Raw genomic sequence first — 19,782 nt, 5'->3', positions numbered from 1 at the left:
TGTGCCGCCCGGCTAGCTGTCGCGGGCAATAACGAAGGCAGCAGCGGCTCGCAAGCTCTGCGCCTCTGGTCCATATTCAGATAGGGCGTCACAGGCCATGTCCACCAATTCGGCGGCGCGGGTCTTGGCCCCGGCCAGACCGAGGTGGGACACAAAGGTTGCTTTGCCCGCTGCGTCGTCTTTGCCCACGGCTTTGCCCACGGTCTCGGCGTCGCCTTCGACATCGAGAATATCATCAGCGATTTGAAAGGCGAGGCCAAGGTGTTTGGCATATTGGCCAAGCGCCGTGGCATCGGCCCCGGCCATGCGCGGCCCGGCCATGGCGGACCATTCGATCAAAGCGCCGGTCTTGCCTGCCTGAAGCGCCGTAATCTCGGCCAGCGACAATGGGGTGGGCGCGGTCTCGGCGGCGATGTCCAGCGCTTGACCGCCGACCATGCCGCCGACGCCTGCCGTTTGGGCGAGGCTCGTCATCAAGGCCAGCCGCGCCTCTGCAGGGCAGGCCACTTGCCCAAGCAGTTCAAAGGCCAGCGTTTGCAGCGCATCCCCAGCGAGAACGGCGGTCGCCTCATCCCATTTGCGGTGCACCGTGGGCTGGCCCCGGCGCAGGTCGTCGTCGTCCATACAGGGCAGATCGTCATGCACCAGCGAATAGGCGTGCAGCGCCTCAATCGCGCCCGCGGCTGGGGCGGCCATGCCGGGGGCGATGCCATGCAGCCGCGCAGATTCGATCACCAGAAAGGCGCGCAGCCCTTTGCCACCGCCGCAGGCATAGCGCATCGCCTCGGCCACCGCGCCTTTGCGCTCGGCCAAGGCCGCTTCGATCTGCGCCTGTGCCAGATCACGGGCATGGGCAAGCGCCTCTGCCAAGGGATGGGGGGTGGGCTGGAAGGTCATGCAGCCGGTCAAAGCCCTTCGACGGGTTTCAGCCCATTGGGGTTGCCATCACCATCAAGGGTGATCGCGGCGACCTTTTCCTCGGCCTCTTTCAGCTTGGTTTCACAGCGCGCCTTAAGCTTGGCCCCGCGTTCGTAAAGCGCGATGCTTTCGTCCAATGCGACATTACCGTTTTCAAGCTGGCCCAAAACTTTCTCAAGCTCGGCCATGGCGGTCTCAAAGTTCATCTCTTCTACGGGTGTGTCAGACATTGCGCGCCTCGTTGGTCGGAATTTCGCGCGACAATAGTGCTTCGCGCCGGGCATTGCCAGCGGGCTGGCATTATGAATTTTACCTATGTGTTTCGCTAAAGGGTCGGGTCAGTCCGGGGCCAGCATATAGCCCGCGCCGCGCACGGTTTGGAGGTATTGCGGCTGTTTCGGATCGCTTTCGATCTTGCGGCGCAGGCGGGTGATCTGAACATCAACCGCGCGTTCCTGCGCTTGACCCCGGTCGCGGCCCAATTCTTCGACCAGTTTGGACCGGCTGAGCGCGACACCGGGCTGGGCGGAGAAGATCTTCATCAGTTGCACTTCGGTCGCGGTGAGGCGCACCAGATCGTCGCCCTGCCACATCTCACCCCGCTCCATGTCATAGCGGATCACGCCGAGCGACAGCACTTTTGGCGCGGCGTCGGCGGCGCTTGTGTCGGGCATCCGGCGCAGGATCGCGTTGATGCGCAGGAGCAGTTCCTTGGGCTCAAAGGGTTTGGGCAGGTAATCATCGGCCCCGGCTTCCAACCCTTCGATACGGTTATCGGTCTCGCCCTTGGCGGTCAGCAGCAGGATCGGCGTTTGCAGGGTTTCGCGCAGGGATCGGGTCAGCGCCATGCCGTCTTCGCCGGGCATCATTACGTCGAGCACGATTAGGTCAAACTCTAACCCCGCCAGCACCCGGCGCGCATGGGCAGCGTCGCGGGCCGTGCTGACCAGAAAGCCGTGCCGCATCAGGAATTTTTTCAATAGGCTACGGATGCGCTCATCGTCGTCGACAACCAGCAGGTGCGCGTCAAGTTCGTTCATGGGGCGCTTTCGCGCAGCCGGTCAAAGCTCTGGCGCATCTCGGGGTCCATCATGGCCTCCAATACCGTTCTAAAACCGGCCACGGCTTCGGGCCCGGCGGTGCGAAAGGCCAGCCGCATCCTTGCGCGCTGCGCATCGGAAAGCTCCTGTTCCAGCTTGCGACCTTCGTCGGTCAGAAACAGATGCCGCTCGCGCTTGTCATTGCGGCCAACCTTGCTTTGCACCAGACCATCGGCGATCAGCGTGCGCAAGACACGGTTGAGCGATTGTTTCGTGACCCCAAGGATGTTGAGCAGGTTGTTCACGGTTGTGCCCGGCGCGCGGTTGATAAAGTGGATGGCGCGGTGATGCGCGCGGCCATAGGCCATATCGGCCAGAATCCTGTCGGGATCGGCAGTGAAACCGCGATAGGCGAAGAACATCGCCTCGATCCCCTGCCGCAGTTGTTCGTCGGTCAAAAACAGCAGGCTGTCGCCGCTGCTAGGGGCCATCATCCGCCCGTCAGCCATAGTATATCTCAATCTCTCTCGGGCCTGTTGGGGATCAGTTTACGTCAGCGTTGTTGACATTCCAATAGTGAAAGGCTATCGAATCCCGTGTTTTGCGCAATTAAATGTCTGCATCTGCCGATTTTTGCGCAATTTTTGAAAAGATAGCGCGTCATTTGGGAGGGAAACACCATGGCAGGCGGATATGACAACCGAGATGGGTACATCTGGATGGATGGCAAAATGGTGGATTGGCGCGATGCCAATGTCCATATCCTGACCCATGCGATGCACTATGCGTCTTCGGTGTTCGAGGGCGAGCGCGCCTATAACGGCAAGGTTTTCAAAAGCCGTGAGCATTCCGAGCGTCTGAAGCGTTCGGCCGAAATGATCGACTTTAAAATCCCCTACACGATTGACGAGATCGAAGCCGCCAAGGCCGAAGTCCTTGCCGCCTCTGGCCTGCAAGACGCCTATGTGCGCGCAGTTGCCTGGCGCGGTGTGGGCGAAGACATGGGTGTCGCCTCGGCCCGCAACCCGGTGCGCTTGGCCATCGCGGCATGGGAATGGGGTGCCTATTACGGCGATGCCAAGATGAAGGGCGCCAAGCTCGACATCTCCAAATGGAAGCGCCCCTCGCCTGAGACGATCCCAAGCCACGCCAAGGCCGCGGGTCTTTATATGATCTGCACCATGTCCAAACATGCGGCTGAGGCCAAAGGCTGTTCCGACGCGATGATGTATGACTACCGCGGCTATGTGGCCGAAGCGACGGGCGCGAATATCTTCTTCGTCAAGGATGGCGAAGTGCACACGCCGACGCCCGATTGCTTCCTCAACGGCATCACCCGTCAGACCGTCATCGGCATGTTGAAAGACAAGGGCATCACCGTCCACGAGCGCCACATCATGCCCGAGGAACTCGAAGGCTTTGAGCAGTGCTGGCTGACCGGCACCGCCGCCGAAGTGACCCCGGTGGGCCAGATCGGCGACTGGAAGTTCGAGGTCGGCGCGCTGACGCGCGAAATCGCCACCGACTATGAAAAGCTGGTGCGCAGCTAAACGCTGCCGCCGAACTTTGCCAAAGTTACCCCGCCGTCCTGCAAACCCTTGCGGACGGCGGTTGCGATTTGAACGGCCTCTGCGGTGTCGCCATGCAAGCAGATCGTGTCGATCCGCGTGGGAATATGTTTGCCGCTCTCGGTGATGATCGCGCCCGCTTTGACCATCGCGACCATTCTGGCGGCTGCGCGGTCTGCGTCATGGATCACCGCGCCCGGTTTGCTGCGATCGACCAGCGTGGCATCGTCGTTATAGGCACGGTCGGCGAAGATCTCTCCGGCCCATTTGCACCCCAGTGATTTCACCGCCTGTTCCTGCGCCGTGGCGGCCAGCACCATAACGATGAGGTCGGGGGCCACGCTCAGCGCCGCCTCATAAAGATCGCGGGCCAAGCCCTCATCTTCGGACGCCATATTCGCCAGCGCGCCATGCAGCTTCAGGTGCCGCACATCGGCACCGACGCTGCGGGCCATGCCGGTGCTGGCGGCGACTTGATAGCGGATTTGGTTCTGCAAGGTCCCGCGCGGCACCGAGAGGCGGTTGCGCCCGAAGCCCGCCAGATCCATGAAACCCGGATGCGCGCCGATGCCGACGCCGTTCTCATGCGCCATCCGCATCGTGGCCGCCATCACATCCGCGTCGCCCGCATGGCCGCCGCAGGCGATATTGGCCGAGGTAACGACCTTCAACAGCGCCGCGTCGTCGCCCATCGTCCAAGGACCAAAGCTTTCGCCCATATCGGCGTTAAGATCGACGGTGGTCATGTCTTATCCTTCTCGAATGGATCGGCGGTGGCCGAAACCACGCCTGAGATCAGTTGATAGCCCAGCAAATCACGGATGCGCGCGGGATCGCGCAGCAGGGGTTGGCAGCGTTTTGGCAGGGCGGCAAGGTCGGCGCGGTGGCGTGTCTCGGCGGCCAGCGCTTCGTCGAGGTCAATGAACTCGAACCGCAGCGCAGCACCGGGCTGCGCCTGCGCCACGATGGGCAGGTCACAGGGGATCACCGTGCCGATGCGGGGGTAGCCGCCGGTGGTCTGACATTCACACATCAGAACAAAGGGCGCGCCATCGCCGGTGATCTGGATATCGCCGGGGGTGATGACCTCAGAGACGATGGTAAGCTGCCCGCCGGTGGCAAAACCTTCGCCCTCGTGATCCATCCGCGCGCCCATGCGGTTGGCGCGGGCATCGCGGCGGAAGGTGGTGTCGGCAAACCGTGCGCGGGTCGCGTCGTCAAAGGCGTCGGTCTGCATGGAGGCGACGATGCGCAAATGCTCCGCGCCAAAGCGGCTATCGCGGGGCAGGGTCTGGTTCGTCTCTCCGCCCTTGTCCGCCCCCAGCGGCAGGGTCTCACCACTTTGCAGCAGCGCGCCAATGCCAGCGGCCAAATGGCTGGAGCGGGACTCCATAACCGGCTCAACATCAAAGCCGCCGCCCACATGCAGGTAGCTGTAAGCCCCATCTCGCGCGCCGCCGATGGTTAGTTTGGCCCCGGCAGGAAGTAGGTGGCTGGCGTTCCATGCAATCGGTTCGCCGTCGATGCTCACTTGCATCTGCGCGCCGGTCAGCGCGATGCGGGTGTCTTGATCGGTTTGGAAACTGCCACCACTGCCCGCCATCTCAAGCGCGGCAGAGTTCGGGTCCTGCCCCAACAGGGCGGCCCCTTCGTGCAGGGCGGTCGGGTCCGCCGCGCCGCCATGGGTCAGGCCAAGGGCGCGGTAGCCGGGGCGGCCAAGGTCTTGGACCGTCATCGCCGGGCCAGCTTGGAGGATGGTCAGCGTGCCGCTCATGTCAGCGCCTCCCGCTCGGCACCGCCGGTGGGATCATCGGCGATGCGGTCAAACTCTTGCCGTGTGATCGACGGGAAAATCAGCTCATCGCCGGGGGACAGCGGGAAGGGCATCTCGCTGCCGGGGCGGAAGGTGCGAAAGGCGGTCTGGCCGATGTGCCGCCAGCCGGTGGGGGAGGCATTGGTGAAAATGATCAACTGTCGGATCGCCACCACCAGCGACCCAGGTGGCACGGACTTTGTCAGCCCCTGTTGGCGGGGGATATCCCAATGCGGGGCCAGCTCACCCATATAGGGCTGGCCAGGGGCGAAGCCGATGGTGAGCACGCGCACGCGGGACTGCGACAGCTCAGCGATTGCCGCGTCAGGGTCAAGGCCCGCCGCCTCCGCTGCCTCTTCCAACTGGGGGGCCAGATCGGTGCCATAGACAGTGGGCACATGCCACAGTGTGCGCCCGGCGGGCAGGGCTTCGGCGAACCAATCGCGTGTTTGCAGCAGATTGTGGAGGCGGTCGGTCATGGTGGCGATGGCGTCTTGGGAGACTTCGAATTGCACGAAAGTCGACACCAGCGAGGTGCTGGTCTCGGTCACTTCGGGCCAATCCTGTTCCTCTACCGCCGCGCGAAATGCCAACGCGGCGCGGTTGGCGGGTTCGGACATCTTCTCGGCAAAGGTGATCAACAGGCCAGAGAGGCCAACGCTGCGGATGCGGGGCCAGTCAGTCATTGGAGAGCATCCTTTCGTAAAGGCGCGGCAGCAGCACCGGGGTCAGATACATCGGCAGTTGCCAGCAGCCGATAAAGATCATCAAGGGCGCCAGAACCTCGGGCGGGAGTGCGACGAGGAACAGCGCGATATTGCGGTTGCCCGCGCCGATCGCCAGCGGGCCGGCCACGGTATGCAGGGGGCCACGGCGCGTCAGCAGCAATGTGCCTGCCTGCAACAGATAGCTTAGGGCGAAGGCCAGCACCGTCCAGCCCGCCACCGCCCAGGGATCGCTGCGCAGGGCGGGGTTGAGTGCCGCCATAAGCCCGACGACGATGACCGAGAAGGCCAGCACCGACGCCCCGTCGAGCGCTTCGATCTGACGCGCTGAGGGGCGCGGCAGGAGGACATGGCGCAGGGCAAAGCCCAAGCCCGTCGCCCCAAGGATCACTGCCAACAGACGCAGCGCGGCTTGGGTCACGTCCGAGGCTGGTCCGAGTTGCGGCAGCAAAGCCAAGACCGGCAGTGCCGTCAGCGGAAAAGCGGCGGTGCCCAGCACCATCAGTTGCATCATCCGCCCCGCATCGAGCCGCAGCAACAAGGCAAGGTTGACGCTGCCCGTCAGTGCCGGGGCCGCGGCGGCCAGCGTCACCGCCAGTGCGGCGGGGGTCTGTCCCAGCCCGGCCAGCACGAAGCCCCCCAGCAGCGCCAGCGGCAGCACCGTCTGCAAGGCGATTACCGAGGCCAGCCCCCAAAGCAAATCCCGTACAGCCCCAAGTGCCGCGCGATGCCCGATCCTGAGTGCGGTGATCGTCAGCAGCGCAGCCACCATCTGCGGCAGCCAGTCGGCCAGCGCCGCCGCAAGGCTGGGCAGAGCCAACCCTGCCAGCAGTCCGACGATCAGGCAGGCCCGCGCATGGCGCGAGGCCAGTCTGAGGATATGCAGCATGTTGGATCACCCGCTGGCCGGGCCGCTGCGCAGGTTTTCAGGCAACCATGTGGCCACTTCGGGGAACCAGATCAGCACGAAAACCATGAAGACCATGATGGCAAACATCGGCAGCGCGGCCTTGGTGATATAGCCCATTTCGTGATCGGTCATGCCTTGCAGCACGAAGAGGTTGAAACCGATCGGCGGGGTGATCTGCGCCATCTCAACCACGACCACGACGAAGATGCCGAACCAGATCAGGTCAATGCCTGCGCCGCGCACCATCGGCTCCACCACGGCCATGGTCAGCACGACCGAGGAAATCCCGTCGAGGAACATGCCCAGCACGATATAGAAGACCAAAAGCGCCATCAGCAGCTCAAACCGTGACAGCTCCATCGCCGCGATCCCGTCGGCCAAGGCACGGGGCAGGCCGGTGAACCCCATCGACAGTTTCAAGAACGCCGCGCCCGCAAGGATCAGTGCGATCATGGCGGAGGTGCGCATCGCGCCCATCAGGCTCTCGCGGAAGCTGTGCCAGTTCAGCGAGCCTTGGAACAGCGCCAGCGTCAGGGAGCCGATGACGCCGATAGCGGCAGCCTCGGTCGCGGTGGCAAAGCCGAGGTACATGGACCCGATCACGACCGAGATCAGCGCAAAGACCGGCAGCAGGAAGCGTGAGTTGCGCAGCTTTTCGGCAAAGGTCATCTCGGTTTCGACGTCGGGGTTCCAGTCTTTCGACAGCTTGCTGGTGATCGCGACATAGCCCATGAACATCAGTGCCAGCAGCAGGCCGGGCATGACGCCGGCAAAGAAGAGCTTGGTGATGCTTTCGTTCACCGTCACCCCGTAGACGATCAGCGCCAGCGAAGGCGGGATCATCAGGCCCAATGTGGCAGCCCCGGCCAGCGTGCCGATGATCATCTTCTCAGGATAGTTGCGCGCCCGCAGTTCGGGGATCGACATTTTCCCCACGGTGGTCAGCGTCGCAGCAGAGGAGCCAGAGACAGCGGCAAACACGGTACAGCCGACGATGTTGGTGTGCACCAGCCCGCCCGGCAGTTTCGCAAGCCAAGGCGACAACCCCTTGAACATGTCTTGCGACAGCCGCGTGCGGTAAAGGATCTCGCCCATCCAAACAAAGAGCGGCAGCGCGGTGAGCGTCCAGCTAGAGGAGCTGGCCCAGATCGTGGTGATCATCGTGTCGCCCACGGGGCGGGTGGTAAAAAGCTCCATCCCCACCCAGGCAACGCCCATCAGCGCGAGGCCGACCCAAACACCGGTGCCGAGCAGGAAAAACAGGACGATCAGAAACAGGGTGATGGCATAGATCTCAGTCATGGCGTCATTCCCCGAAGCTTTGATCGACTAGGTCACGGGTGACGCGGTGGTCGCCCTTGAAGATGAGATGCAGAAGGTTGTCTGTCAGCGCGATGGCGAGGATGCCGCCGCCGATGACCATGACGGATTGCGGTATCCACAGCGCGGTGGCGTCTTGGTCTTGGCTGACCTCGTTGAATTTCCACGACCAATAGACGAACCAATAGGCGTAATAGGTGAAGTACCAGGCGACCGCCGCCGCCACGGCGAAACACCAGATATCAAGCAGCCGTTTCCCGCCCGCGCTGAGGGCGTTCAGCAGGATCGACACGCGGATATGCGAGCCGCGGTTCAGCGCATTGGCGAAGGCGAGGAAACTGGCCCCGGCCATGGCATAACCCGCATAGCTGGCAGCACCCGGAAAGACATTGCCGGTCCAACGGGCGACCATCTGGGCCACGATCAAGGTGAGGATGGCCACCAGACAGAGCGCCGCCAGCGCCCCCGCCCCGATGTAAAGCCCGTCCAATAGTCTGCGCAGCGCCTTCATCTGGCTCTCCCTCCGTCAAGTCATGCCCCGGCATGAGAACGGCGGCCCGAATAGCGGGCCGCCGCAGGTTTTGTGATTATTGCATCGCCTTGTAGTCGTCGACGATCGCCTGACCGTCTTCGCCCGCGGCTTCGAGCCATTCTTGCGTCATGGTCTCACCCACTTCGCGCAGGCCGGACATCAGCTCTTCGCTGGCAGGCTCCACGTTCATGCCGCCTTCGCGCAGCCCGTCATAAGTGAACTGGGTGTAGTCCTTGGAGGCTTGCAGGCCGCGCTCTTCGGCCTCGGTGGCGCAGGTGGTGATCGCCTCTTTGTTGGCGTCCGTGACTTCTGCCCAGACATCGGCGTTCACCATCACGTAGTTGCGCGGCAGCCAAGCGTCGACTTCGTAGAAATGCGTCAGGCTTTCCCAGACCTTCTGGTCATAGCCGGTGGCCCCGGAAGAGATCATCGATTCCGCAACGCCCGTGGCGAAGGCTTGGCTGACTTCGGCGGCCTCGATGGTCACCGGCGACATGCCGGTCAGTTCGGCCAAACGCGCGGTGGTGTTGTTGTAGGAGCGGAATTTCACGCCCTTCATATCCTCGACCGAGCCGACTTCTTTCTTGAAGTAGAGCCCTTGGGGTGGCCATGGCACGTTGTAAAGCAGGACGAGGTTCTGCTCTTCCAGCACGGCTTCGACTTTGGGCTTGGCGGCTTCCCAGAGCTGCGCGCTGGCTTCGAATGACGGCGCGAGGAAGGGGATGGAGTCAAAGCCGAAGACCGCGTTCTCGTTCTGGTGGCCAGAGAGCAGACGCTCGCCCAGTTGGACCTGACCGGTCTGGATCGCGCGTTTGATGTCGGCCCCGGCGAAAAGCGCGCCGCCCGGATGCACGGTGATTTCGATCTCGCCGCCGGTGGCTTCGGTCACGCATTCGGCGAATTGCACGCCGTTCTCGGAATGGAAGTTCGAGGCCGAATAGGCCATCGGCATGTCCCATTTCTCGGCCGCGAAGGCGGGCATGGCGGTGCCGAGTGTCAGGGCGGCCATCGCCGCGCCGGCCATCAGTCTTGCTGTCAGTGTCATTTGGTTTCTCCCTTGTTTATTTGCGTGCGCGCTTGGCGTTATCTGTCGAAGCGCTGGGGGTGATACGGGGCAAGATCCGTGTTGGGCGGTTGCCCCGTGATCAATCCGGCGATCAGTCGGCCCGTTTTTGGGCCGCCCGTCAACCCGATGTGGTGATGCCCGAAGGCAGTATAGACCCGGCTCGTCCCGATCTGCCCGATCAGGGGCAGCGAGTCGCTGGGGGCGGGTCGGTGCCCCAGCCATTCGATTTCATCTTCGGCGGTGAGGTTGGGAAAGGCGGCTTTGGCTTGGCGGCGCAGCAGTGCGAGCGGTGCTTTAGACGCACCCGCCTCCAGCCCGCCGAATTCAACGATCCCGGCGCAGCGCAGCCCCTCAGTCATCGGCGTGGCGACGAATTTGCCCGCCGCCATCATGGTGGGGCGCGACGGGCCGCCTTGGGCATCTTTGAAAACGATGTGATAGCCGCGTTCGGATTCCAGCGGCACATTGATCCCAAGCTTGCGCATCAGCGGTTTCGACCAGACGCCGGTGGCCAACAGCACGTCGTCGCAGGGCAGCGGGCCTTGGTCGGTCAGGACCGAGGTGACCTCTTCATCAAGGATCGTGATGTCCTCAACCTCGGCCCGTTTAATAGTGCCGCCCATCCGCTCAAACGCCTTGGCCAGCGCCCGGACATAGCCGCCGGGGTCGGCGATGAAACCGTGGTCGGCCAACCGGGCGACGCAGGTGATTTGCGGCCCATAGGCCGGGTCGAACTCTTGCACCGCGCCACCTTCGATGAGCTCTGGCACGAAACCGGCATCCTCCCGCAGCGCCCATGTATAACCTTCGGCCTCAAAAGCGGCGCGGCTGGTATAGGCAAAGCAGTAGTCGCTATCGCGAACCCAATCCTCTAACCCCAGATCGGCGCAGAGCGCTTTGTGTTGCGCCACGCTGTCACCGACGATGGGCGCCAACCCGGCAGAGATGCGGCGCGTGTCGGCATCATTGGCGTGGCTCATGTAGCGACGCAGCCATGGCAGCAAACGCGGGACATAGGGCCAGCGCAGAAATAGCGGGAATTCGGGGTCGCGCAGCATCCCCGGCGATTTCCGCATCAGGCCCGGCCCGGTCACCGGCGCAACGCCCGCTGCCGCCAGCACGCCACCATTGCCATGCGACGTGCCGCGCCCCGGCTCAGACCGGTCCAGCAGCGTCACCTCCGCTCCGGCGCGGCGCAGCCAGATTGCGGCAGAGACGCCGACAATCCCGGCGCCGATAACGACAACATGCTGGCTCATGGGTGGCGGCTTTCGATTTCGCGTTGGGTCATGGCTGGGTTCCTTTGGGGCATCTTTACATAAAAAATCACCACGTCAACAAAATGCTGATAAAATGTCATCGTTCGAGTTTCACTTGTCTCCCGCTGCCCGCAAAGGCACCCTGCGCCCAAACGGAGGGCATATGGCAAACGAGACAGGCGCGCGGTTGGGGATACTGATGCTCGACACGCGGTTCCCCCGCATTCTGGGCGATGTCGGCAATGCAGGCAGTTGGCCCTTTCCGGTGCGTTATGCCGTTGTGCCGGGGGCCACGCCCGAAGCCATCGTTTGCGATGATATCGAACCCTTTGTGCAGGCCTTTATCGCGGTGGGCCGGGACCTGGTCGCCGAAGGCTGCACCGGCATCGCCACCACCTGCGGGTTCTTGGCCCTGATCCGGCCCCGTCTGGCCAAAGCGTTGGGCGTGCCCGTTGCCGCCTCGGCGTTAGAGCAGGCCGGGCAGATCGCGGCTTGCCTGCCGCCCGGCCGAAGGGTCGGGGTTTTGACGATCTCGGCCAGCACCCTTTCGCCTGCCCATCTGCGCGCGGCGGGCGTGCCCGAAGGCAGCCCGGTGGTGGGGTTGGAAGGCAGCAGTTTCGCCCGGACGATCCTTGGCAATCTGCCCGACCTTGATGTGCCGCAGGCGCGGGCCGAGATGGTGCAGGCCGCGCAGCGGTTGGTGGAGGCACAGGCCGATGTCGGCGCGATCCTATTGGAGTGCACAAATATGGTGCCATACGCCCCCGACATCGCGACGGCGACCGGGCGGCCCGTGCATTCGATCCACAGTTATCTCAACTGGTTTCACGCAGGGCTGCTGCCGCCCCGTTTCGCCTAAAGCGGCGCGCGCAGCCAGCCGTCGGCAAAGCGAACTTTGCTCACCCCGACGAGGGGCAGGAGCCGGTGCACTTCCGCCTCAAACGCCACCCGCCGCCCCTTGCCCCAGCGGATGCCGCGCTCGGGCCACAGCGCGAGGATGCGCAGCTCATCCACGTCTCGATGCGCTTTCATATCGACGCGGCCCACCAGTCTGTCGCCCTGCAGCAGGGGGAAAACATAGTAGCCGTATCTACGCTGCGCCTCGGGCACGAAGACCTCGATCCGGTAGTCGAAGCCGAAAAGCCGTGCCGCGCGTTTGCGGTCGCGCAGGGCCGGGTCGAAGGGGCTGAGCACGCGCAGACGTTTCGGCGGATCGCGGGTGAGGGCGGGGTCTTCGGCCCAACCGGGGCGGACGAAGGCCGGACGCAGGCTGCCATCGGCGGCCTCGATGTCGATCTCCTCCAACCGCCCGGCGGCCTGTTCGGCCGCGCACCATCCGCGCGCCTCGGCGGGAGAAATATGCGCCCAGAAGGCCGCGAGCTCCCCCGCCGTAGCAAAGCCCAAACGCGCCAGTGCCTGAGCGCAGCACCAGTCGATTGTCTGCCCAGTATCGGGGGCGTTGGCCGGATCATGTAGCGCGGCGGGCACCACCCGTTCCGTCAGATCATAGCGTTTGCGAAACCCCTCGCGCCCGGTCACGGCCAGCGCGCCGCTGCGCCACAGATATTCCAGAGCGGTTTTCGACGGATGCCACTGCCACCAGCCCCCGCTGCTGCGCGGCTCCTCCCGACCCACATCCGATGAGGTGACGCTGCCCTCCGCGCGGACCTGGGCCAGCACGCTTTGCATCTGCGCTTCGAAATCATGGCGCTGCCAGTCCTTCCAACGGCCCAGCAGCTTTGCCGCATCGCGGGTGCGGCGCAGGTGCCACTGGGGGTAGAATTCCATCGGGATGACGGCGGCGTCATGGGTCCAATGCTCAAACAGCGCGCGGTCTTTTTCATAGAGCCGTTTCAGGGCAGCGGGGCGATACCGAGGGCGCCGTGCAAAGAGGATCAGATCATGCGCCCGCGCCACGGTATTGATGCTGTCGAGCTGCACAAACCCCAAGTCATGGATCAGCTTGAGCAGTGCCGCGCCCTTGGCCGGGCCCTGCGGCAGGTCGGACAGCAAGTGACGCGCCAGAAACAACTGCCGCGCGGCGGCATTGGCGAGCCTTGGGCGGCTCACCCCTGACGGCGGCGGCGCAGGGTGTCGCCCAGCGACAGTGTCGGGGTCAGGGTAATCTGGGTCTGCATCTCGGGGTCCGGCTCGGGCTGGGTCTGGTTGAGGATGATCCGCGCCGCTGCCTGACCGATCTCGTTCCGGCAGGCATCCATCGTCGCCAATTGACGCGGCAAACCTTGCAACAGTTCCACGTTGTTGAACCCCGCCAAACCGATCTGCCCGGGAATATCGATGCCTTGGTCAATCAGATGCAGCAGACCGCCCGCGCCAATCATGTCATTGGAATAATAGAGGAAATCGAGGTCGGGTGAGCGTTCCAACATTTCTTGCGTCATCTCACGACCCTTGGCCAATGCGGAGCCGCCGGAGTAAAAGGCGCGGTCTTCGATCTCCACCCCTGCCTTGGCGAGCCCTTCGGTGAAACCTTCGAACCGTTTGCGGGCGCGGTGATCCAGCGGCATTTTCGTGCCCATGAAACCGATCCGCTCATAGCCTTCGCGCAGGATCGCCTGCGCCATCTCGCGCCCCGCGCGGCGGTGCGAAATGCCCACCATCGCGTCGACGGGTTTGCCGTCGGTGTCCATAATCTCGACCACGGGAATGCCGGCGTTGCGCAGCATGGCGCGGGTGGCGTCGGAATGTTCCAGCCCCGCGATGATCACCCCCGAGGGCCGCCACGAGAGCATCTCATAGAGCACCCGCTCTTCCTTTTCGGGGAGGTAATCCGTCACCCCCACGACCGGCTGCAGCGGCGTGTCTTCAAGCACCTGATTGATGCCGTTCAGGACTTCGGGAAACACCATATTGCCCAGGGACGGGATCACCACCGCCACAAGGTTCACGCGCTGGCTGGCCAGCGATCCGGCGATCTGGTTGGGCACATAGCCAAGCGCCTTGGCGGCGGCGAGAACGCGGTTACGGGTGGCTTCCGACACGTCGCCCCGCTTGCGCAGGACACGGCTGACCGTCATCTCGGAAACGCCGCAAGCATCGGATACATCACGCAGGGTCAACGGGCGTTTGGGGGGTGTGCTCAATTTGGTTTTCCTGTTTGCCTCACCCATAGGTAGCGCGAAGCGGGACGCGCGATCAAGCACTGCCGCAGTCAGGCCGTGCAGTTGGGTCGTGCAGTCGGGCCGGGGCACCGCACCAATCGGTTGCCATTCTGCCGATGACATCGCCCCGTGCTTACGCTAAACCGCCCCTGTCGGCCCCGTGGCTCAACTGGATAGAGCAGCCCCCTCCTAAGGGGCAGGTTGCAGGTTCGAATCCTGCCGGGGTCGCCATGCGTCTTGCGCGACTGCCAACTTCTGCCCCATTCACCCCCTTGTTGCTTGAAATCCCCAACCGGTCTGTCAGATTGCGCGGGATAATCAGGAATGGCAGAGGCTTTGATGAAAACAGGAACTTTCGTGATCGGGGCGGCCTTGCTGGCTGTTGCCGGATGTACGGTGCCCGCGACCGCGCCACAGGGCGGGTCGAACCGGGTGGGCAATCTGCCAGAGTCGGTGGTGAGCCTTGCCGCGCCGAACCAAGACCTGTCGACGGCGCGTCTTCTGCCCGAGGATGGCTGCTATTGGTATCAGCACAGCGGTCCGGTTGAGACGACAATGGTGCCGCTGCGGGCGGTGGGCGGCAATCCGATTTGCACCAAACGCCAAGCCTAATGAGAACGGGGGCCGCCTGTTGGCGGTCCCCGTCCTGCGTCGCGGCTTAGCTGCGCGCGACGACGCTTTCTTCTGCTGAATAGAGATAGGCCGTCGAGCCGGTTCGCACATTCGGGTAGAGTTGGTTAATATGCGCCATGATCATCCGCACACAGCCAGAGCTGGCCCGGCCGCCAATGCTGCGCGGCTCAGGTGTGCCGTGGATGCGCAGATAGGTATCGCGGTTGCCCTCGAATAGGTAAAGCGCCCGCGAGCCGAGGGGGTTCTCAGGGCCGGGGGGCACGCCGTCTTCGAGACCCGCATAAAGCTCGGGATCGCGCTTGATCATGTTTTGGGTGGGCGTCCAATGCGGCCATTCGACTTTGCGTTTGATTGTGTAGGTGCCGGGCTCATAAAGATTGCCGCGCGCGATCGCCACGCCGTAGCGCATCGCGGTGCCGCCTTCTTCGATATGATAGATATAGCGTGCAACGGCATCGACGTGAACGTCACCGACGCGCAAATTGTCGTTCGCCACAACCCGCTGCGGCAGGAAACGCGGGTGGACGCCCCAAGGGTTGCTGGTCGCCGGGTCAAACCCCGCCGGGGTGATCCGCGCGTCCCAAGCGGCTTTCTCCGCGTCGCTGGGGCGGGTGCGTGCCATCAAAGGAGTGGCAATCGCGCCAGAAAAAAGCGCGGTGGTGGTCTGAATAAAATGACGTCTTGTCAGCATGTGGTCGCTCCGTGGTTGACCTCTCTGCGCAGGGCAGGGTCGTATGCGTGTATGAAAGACTAACGGCCTTCCCCCGCCGGAGGTTCAAGGAAGAAGGCCGTTGCTAAAGAGAATGTGATCTAAAACACACGGTTTTCACGAAAACAGGGGCGCGCAGGGGGTCGCGCGCCCCGAAGGCACTGGGGGTGAGGGTGGGGTAAAGGGCGGGGGCGCCCGCTCAGCCACGGCCCCGGTAGGGCGGCACCCCTTGATCGGGAATCCAGACGCCCTCGGGCAGGGGGCCGGTCTGCCAGAAGACATCGATGGGGATCCCGCCGCGCGGGTACCAATAGCCGCCGATCCGCAGCCATTGCGGATCAAGGAAATCGGCCAAGCGGCGCGCGATGGAGACCGTGCAGTCCTCATGGAAAGCGCCGTGATTGCGGAACGAGGTCAGGAAAAGTTTGAGCGATTTGGATTCCACCAGCCACGGGCCGGGCACATAGTCGATCACCAGATGCGCAAAGTCCGGCTGGCCGGTCATCGGACAGAGCGAGGTGAACTCGGGCGCGGTGAAGCGCACGTTATAGGCCACATCGGCCTGCGGGTTCGGCACCCGCTCAAGCTCGGCCTCTTCCGGGCTGGCGGGAATGCGGGTCTCACCGCCGAGTTGTTTGAGATTGCTGTAGATGTCTTCGGACATAGGTGTCTCCATCGGTCAGACGCCGCGCTTGTTGCCCCAGATCAGGACGTGAAGCTGCGGCAGGATACGGGGGGCGAACCAGTGATCGGTCATGGCAAGGTCGGTCAGCCAACCCAGACGGTCGGCCAGCACCTGCGGGTCAACCGGCGTGGCGGGGTCGACCTCGGGATTGCCGGGCTGGAGGTAGAGCGGGATATCGGGGTGATGCGCATGCACTTCGCGGGCCCAGTGGTAGTCGATCTCATCGAAGATCACGATCTTCATCACCTGTTGGCGCGCCTGAGCGCCGAAGGCCCGGCAGGCGTCGAAGGCATCCCAATCGACAGTCTCACCGCTCGAGGGCGGTTTGGGAGAAAGCACCAGCGTATCAAGATCGGCAAACCATGGGCGCGCGATGGAGCCTTGGGTCTCGCAGGCGAAACGGTAGCCCGCGGCCTGCCCCATCCGGATCAGCGGGCCGAAATCCTGAATTGCCGGGTTGCCACCGGAAAGGGAGACGGTCAGCGGTTGATCCTTGGAGAGTTTGCGTATCCGGCGCCAGATATCCTCGGTCGACATGGGGGCCCAGCTATGGCGGTATTGGCTGTCGACGGCGTGCAGGCTGTCGCACCAGCTGCACCGATAGTCACAGCCGCCCGCGCGAACGAATACCGTCGGTTCCCCGATCAGCGCGCCTTCGCCCTGAATGGTGGGGCCGAAAATCTCGGCTATGCGCAGCGTCATGGCCGGTATTCCGCCCATGTCTTAGGGGTCTCGCTGACCAGCACCGCGCAGGTTTCGGGCCAACGCGCGGCGCACCAATCGTGGAAATGCTTTGCCATGTTCTCGGCAGTGGAGGGGCCGTCCATCACATCGTTCAGATGCCGGTGGTCAAAGTGATCGTCGATATAGGACTTCAGCGGCTTCAGGTCGTGGTAATCGCGCACGAAACCGTCGGCGTTGAGGGTCTCGGCCGCCAGTTCGACCACGACGATATAGTTGTGCCCATGCAGCCGCGCGCATTGGTGGTCGTCGGGCAGGTGGGTCAACTGGTGGCTGGCGGAGAAGTGGAATTCTTTGCGAATACGGAACATCAGCCTTCCCCTCGTGCGGCGAGTGCCGTGGTCCAATAGTCCGGGTCGGCATAGACCGTCGGGTCGGTGACATCGGCCAAATGAAAGGCTTCGCGCCGCTCGACACAGGTGCCGCAGCGCCCGCAATGGACCGCGCCGCCTTTGTAGCAAGACCACGTCTCGGCGAAAGGCGTGGCATGGCGCGCGCCTTGGCGGACGATCTCGGCCTTGCTGTGCTCGACGAATGGCGTGTGCAGGCGCACATCGGCATAGCCGTCGAGTGCGGCCTGCTGCATCGCGTCGAAGGCGCGGGTGAAACCAGGACGGCAGTCTGGATAGATGAAGTGGTCGCCACCATGCACGGCGGTCGCCACGGCCTCATCGCCCTGTGCTGCTGCGATGCCAAAACCGATAGACAGCATGATCGCATTGCGGTTTGGCACGACGGTGATCTTCATCGTGTCTTCGGCGTAATGCCCATCGGGCACGTCGATATCGTCGGTCAGTGCGGAGCCTGACAGCGCAGCACCGATGCCGCGCATGTCGATCAGGTGGAACGGCACGCCAAGCCGTTTGGCGGCGGCTTCGGCGAAGTCGACCTCCTTGCGGTGGCGCTGACCATAGTCAAAAGAGACAAGCCGGGTGAGGTGATGCTCAGCGGCGGTGATATGCGCAAGCGACACGGAATCGAGTCCGCCTGAGCAGATGACAAGTGTTTTCATTCTGGGGCCCTTGTTTTGATGTCCGGGTAGGCTGCGACCGGATGGCGGGGCTTATTTCAGAATCTTCAGGGATTGCAAGCCTTCCGGGCAGCGGCGCGGGGTCGCAGGCATGGGGGCCGGGAGGGCCCTGTCAGAGCCCGTTAAAATAAGGACTTTGGCCTTAGTGATTAAACCTAAGTTAACTTTAGCCAGAGCCGAATCCGCGCTAAGGTGAACATATGTTGAAAAGCAGCCATAGCGTCGCGCTCGACGCCAGCCATTATGAATTGATTGAGGCGATGACCGACGAAGTGGTCATCCTTGACGCCACCGGCGAGATTGTCGCGGTAAATATGGCGTGGAAGATCTTTTGCGAAGAGAACGGCGGGGACGCCGGGTCGCATTATGTCGGGGCCAATTACTTTGACATCTGCAAAGCGGCGGTGATGGATGCGGTGGTTCAGGCGGAAACCGTTCTGGACGGGCTGCGCCAAGCGCTGAAAACCGGTGCCTCATTCGAGGGGGAATACCCCTGTGATGGGCCGGGCGTGCGGCGCTGGTTTCAACTGAACGCCAACCGCATGACAATCCAAGGCGCGCCCTGCCTGCTGTTGCAGCACCGCAATGTCACCACGCGCCGCATGGCCCATGACGATATCGAGCGTGCCCATGTGCAGGCGGAAACCTTTGCCGCCCTCGTGGCCACTACGGGCGAAGCGATCCTGACCTATGATATGGAAGGCCGTATCATCAGTTGGAACCCCGCCGCCGAACATCTTTATGGCTATACCGAAGAGGAGGCATTGGGCCGGTCGGTCGAGCTTTTGTATCCGCCGGATTGGCCGACACGGGTGCTTGAATATCGCGATCAGATCATGGCGGGCAAGCTGCGCCAGTTCGATGCGGTGCGGGTCGCCAAGGACGGCACCGAGCGGCAGGTCGTAATCGCCTGCACGCCCATCCGGACGCTATCGGGGGATATCGTTTCGATCTCGAATATCCACCACGATGTGACCGCGACGCGCAAAGCTGAAGAGGTGCGCGATCTTGTTTCGCGCGAGGTCATCCACCGCGCCAAGAACATGCTGTCTTTGGTGACGGCGATGCAGCGCCAAACGGCGAGTTCGGCCGCCTCGCTGGCAGAGTTCAATAAATCCTTCGGGGACCGTATTCAGGCGCTGGCCCGCTCAACCGATTTGCTGGTCGATGGTGGATGGTCCTCCGTGGACCTTGCGCAACTGGTCCGGGCGCAATTGGACCCCTTCTTGCATTTGCAAGGCAAGGGGGTGGATGTGGCGGGCCCCACCGTCGCATTGGGGCCGCAGGCTTTGCAACTGATCGGTATGGCGCTGCACGAACTGGCGACGAATTCCACCAAATACGGTGTGATGAGCGGCGGGCGCGGCGATATCCAGTGCCATTGGTCGCATACCGAAAAGGGCGGTCTGCGTTTCCAGTGGGTCGAGACCGGCATCACATTTGATCCCTCCGCTAAAAAAGCGTCTGGCTTTGGCAGTAAGGTGCTTTCCGTATTGGCCCCCGCGATGGTCAATGGCGCGGCGGATACGGTGATCAGTGAAGACGCGCTGACTTGGACCGTGACGATCCCCGCCGCGCATCTTGGCAAGGTGGCCTGAAGCTCACGCGACTTTGCGCCTCGGGGGATGGATGCCCGCAAGGACCGTTCCCGGTGGCGCTAAATGGCGCTTTTGCGGAACTCTCCTGCGCTGGAAACTTGTTCCTTCCCCAG

General features: G+C 63.1%; 23 protein-coding genes and 1 tRNA gene. 5 read left to right on the top strand and 19 right to left on the bottom strand.

Annotated features, from left to right (window positions below):
• Positions 1-12: 12 nt before the first annotated feature.
• The 4 genes from J3456_RS10620 to J3456_RS10605 all read right to left on the bottom strand — a co-directional run bounded on the left by J3456_RS10620 (position 13) and on the right by J3456_RS10605 (position 2,467).
• Positions 13-897, bottom strand: coding sequence for a polyprenyl synthetase family protein (locus J3456_RS10620; protein ID WP_349580224.1), 885 nt, complete (start codon positions 895-897; stop codon positions 13-15).
• 8 nt (positions 898-905) lie between these two features.
• Complete coding sequence (locus J3456_RS10615; RefSeq protein WP_067264990.1) at positions 906-1,148, bottom strand: exodeoxyribonuclease VII small subunit; 243 nt, start codon at positions 1,146-1,148, stop codon at positions 906-908.
• A 108-nt stretch (positions 1,149-1,256) separates the two neighbouring features.
• On the bottom strand, positions 1,257-1,958 hold the full coding sequence (locus tag J3456_RS10610; RefSeq protein ID WP_349580223.1) for a response regulator: 702 nt from the start codon (positions 1,956-1,958) through the stop codon (positions 1,257-1,259).
• Positions 1,955-2,467 carry a MarR family winged helix-turn-helix transcriptional regulator gene (locus tag J3456_RS10605; protein ID WP_067264985.1) on the bottom strand — a complete coding sequence of 171 codons (513 nt, stop codon included), beginning with the start codon at positions 2,465-2,467 and terminating at the stop codon, positions 1,955-1,957. Before J3456_RS10605 ends, J3456_RS10610 begins: the two co-directional genes overlap by 4 nt.
• 171 nt (positions 2,468-2,638) lie before the next feature.
• On the opposite strand from J3456_RS10605, the gene J3456_RS10600 reads away from it, so the two are divergent.
• Positions 2,639-3,508 carry a branched-chain amino acid aminotransferase gene (locus tag J3456_RS10600; protein ID WP_349580222.1) on the top strand — a complete coding sequence of 290 codons (870 nt, stop codon included), beginning with the start codon at positions 2,639-2,641 and terminating at the stop codon, positions 3,506-3,508.
• On the opposite strand, the gene J3456_RS10595 is transcribed toward J3456_RS10600, so the two are convergent.
• From J3456_RS10595 to J3456_RS10560, 8 genes are all read right to left on the bottom strand, one after another.
• The gene (locus J3456_RS10595) at positions 3,505-4,272 is read right to left on the bottom strand and encodes a LamB/YcsF family protein (RefSeq protein ID WP_349580221.1); all 768 of its coding nucleotides are present in this window, start codon (positions 4,270-4,272) and stop codon (positions 3,505-3,507) included. The genes J3456_RS10600 and J3456_RS10595 overlap by 4 nt on opposite strands.
• Positions 4,269-5,300, bottom strand: a complete 1,032-nt coding sequence (locus tag J3456_RS10590) for a 5-oxoprolinase subunit C family protein (RefSeq protein ID WP_349580220.1) — start codon at positions 5,298-5,300, stop codon at positions 4,269-4,271. The genes J3456_RS10595 and J3456_RS10590 overlap by 4 nt, the downstream gene beginning before the upstream one ends.
• Positions 5,297-6,025 carry a 5-oxoprolinase subunit B family protein gene (locus J3456_RS10585; protein ID WP_349580219.1) on the bottom strand — a complete coding sequence of 243 codons (729 nt, stop codon included), beginning with the start codon at positions 6,023-6,025 and terminating at the stop codon, positions 5,297-5,299. The genes J3456_RS10590 and J3456_RS10585 overlap by 4 nt, the downstream gene beginning before the upstream one ends.
• On the bottom strand, positions 6,018-6,953 hold the full coding sequence (locus J3456_RS10580; protein ID WP_349580218.1) for a hypothetical protein: 936 nt from the start codon (positions 6,951-6,953) through the stop codon (positions 6,018-6,020). Before J3456_RS10580 ends, J3456_RS10585 begins: the two co-directional genes overlap by 8 nt.
• 6 nt (positions 6,954-6,959) lie before the next feature.
• Complete coding sequence (locus J3456_RS10575; RefSeq protein ID WP_349580217.1) at positions 6,960-8,276, bottom strand: TRAP transporter large permease; 1,317 nt, start codon at positions 8,274-8,276, stop codon at positions 6,960-6,962.
• Positions 8,277-8,280: 4 nt separating this feature from the next.
• A complete protein-coding gene (locus tag J3456_RS10570; protein WP_339637471.1) occupies positions 8,281-8,805 on the bottom strand; it encodes a TRAP transporter small permease in 525 nt (174 codons plus the stop codon).
• A gap of 76 nt (positions 8,806-8,881) precedes the next feature.
• The gene (locus J3456_RS10565) at positions 8,882-9,871 is read right to left on the bottom strand and encodes a TRAP transporter substrate-binding protein (RefSeq protein ID WP_349580216.1); all 990 of its coding nucleotides are present in this window, start codon (positions 9,869-9,871) and stop codon (positions 8,882-8,884) included.
• 38 nt (positions 9,872-9,909) lie between these two features.
• Entirely contained in the window at positions 9,910-11,151 is a 1,242-nt protein-coding gene (locus J3456_RS10560) for an NAD(P)/FAD-dependent oxidoreductase (protein ID WP_349580215.1), read from the bottom strand.
• Positions 11,152-11,314: 163 nt separating this feature from the next.
• On the opposite strand from J3456_RS10560, the gene J3456_RS10555 reads away from it, so the two are divergent.
• Entirely contained in the window at positions 11,315-12,010 is a 696-nt protein-coding gene (locus tag J3456_RS10555) for an aspartate/glutamate racemase family protein (RefSeq protein WP_349580214.1), read from the top strand.
• On the opposite strand, the gene J3456_RS10550 is transcribed toward J3456_RS10555, so the two are convergent.
• Both J3456_RS10550 and J3456_RS10545 read right to left on the bottom strand, forming a co-directional pair.
• Positions 12,007-13,221, bottom strand: coding sequence for a winged helix-turn-helix domain-containing protein (locus J3456_RS10550; RefSeq protein WP_349580213.1), 1,215 nt, complete (start codon positions 13,219-13,221; stop codon positions 12,007-12,009). The genes J3456_RS10555 and J3456_RS10550 overlap by 4 nt on opposite strands.
• On the bottom strand, positions 13,218-14,255 hold the full coding sequence (locus tag J3456_RS10545) for a LacI family DNA-binding transcriptional regulator (RefSeq protein ID WP_349580212.1): 1,038 nt from the start codon (positions 14,253-14,255) through the stop codon (positions 13,218-13,220). The genes J3456_RS10550 and J3456_RS10545 overlap by 4 nt, the downstream gene beginning before the upstream one ends.
• Before the next feature lie 172 nt (positions 14,256-14,427).
• Between J3456_RS10545 and J3456_RS10540 the strand changes: the two genes are divergently transcribed.
• Together J3456_RS10540 and J3456_RS10535 are read left to right on the top strand one after the other, a co-directional pair.
• Positions 14,428-14,504, top strand: a tRNA-Arg gene (locus J3456_RS10540).
• A 108-nt stretch (positions 14,505-14,612) separates the two neighbouring features.
• Entirely contained in the window at positions 14,613-14,885 is a 273-nt protein-coding gene (locus J3456_RS10535; RefSeq protein WP_349580211.1) for a hypothetical protein, read from the top strand.
• A gap of 46 nt (positions 14,886-14,931) precedes the next feature.
• Here the strand turns inward: J3456_RS10535 and J3456_RS10530 are convergent, their stop codons facing one another.
• The 5 genes from J3456_RS10530 to queC form a co-directional block, all read right to left on the bottom strand.
• Entirely contained in the window at positions 14,932-15,597 is a 666-nt protein-coding gene (locus J3456_RS10530) for a L,D-transpeptidase (protein WP_349580210.1), read from the bottom strand.
• Between the two features lie 217 nt (positions 15,598-15,814).
• Positions 15,815-16,279 carry a preQ(1) synthase gene (gene queF, locus J3456_RS10525; protein WP_067624216.1) on the bottom strand — a complete coding sequence of 155 codons (465 nt, stop codon included), beginning with the start codon at positions 16,277-16,279 and terminating at the stop codon, positions 15,815-15,817.
• Positions 16,280-16,294: 15 nt separating this feature from the next.
• Positions 16,295-17,002, bottom strand: coding sequence for a 7-carboxy-7-deazaguanine synthase QueE (gene queE, locus J3456_RS10520; RefSeq protein ID WP_349580209.1), 708 nt, complete (start codon positions 17,000-17,002; stop codon positions 16,295-16,297).
• A complete protein-coding gene (gene queD / locus J3456_RS10515) occupies positions 16,999-17,352 on the bottom strand; it encodes a 6-carboxytetrahydropterin synthase QueD (RefSeq protein WP_349580208.1) in 354 nt (117 codons plus the stop codon). Before queD ends, queE begins: the two co-directional genes overlap by 4 nt.
• A complete protein-coding gene (gene queC / locus J3456_RS10510) occupies positions 17,352-18,053 on the bottom strand; it encodes a 7-cyano-7-deazaguanine synthase QueC (RefSeq protein ID WP_349580207.1) in 702 nt (233 codons plus the stop codon). Before queC ends, queD begins: the two co-directional genes overlap by 1 nt.
• Before the next feature lie 218 nt (positions 18,054-18,271).
• Here queC and J3456_RS10505 point away from each other — a divergent pair, with 218 nt between their 5' ends.
• Positions 18,272-19,669: a sensor histidine kinase gene (locus tag J3456_RS10505; protein WP_349580206.1), complete on the top strand. Its 1,398-nt coding sequence runs from the start codon at positions 18,272-18,274 to the stop codon at positions 19,667-19,669.
• Positions 19,670-19,782 lie beyond the last annotated feature (113 nt).

The sequence above is a fragment of the Sulfitobacter sp. NFXS29 genome (assembly GCF_040148765.1).
In the GTDB taxonomy this organism is placed as follows: Bacteria; Pseudomonadota; Alphaproteobacteria; order Rhodobacterales; family Rhodobacteraceae; genus Sulfitobacter.
The sequence above is the reverse complement of the archived record's forward strand: the minus strand, read 5'-3'. Positions and strand labels throughout refer to the sequence as shown.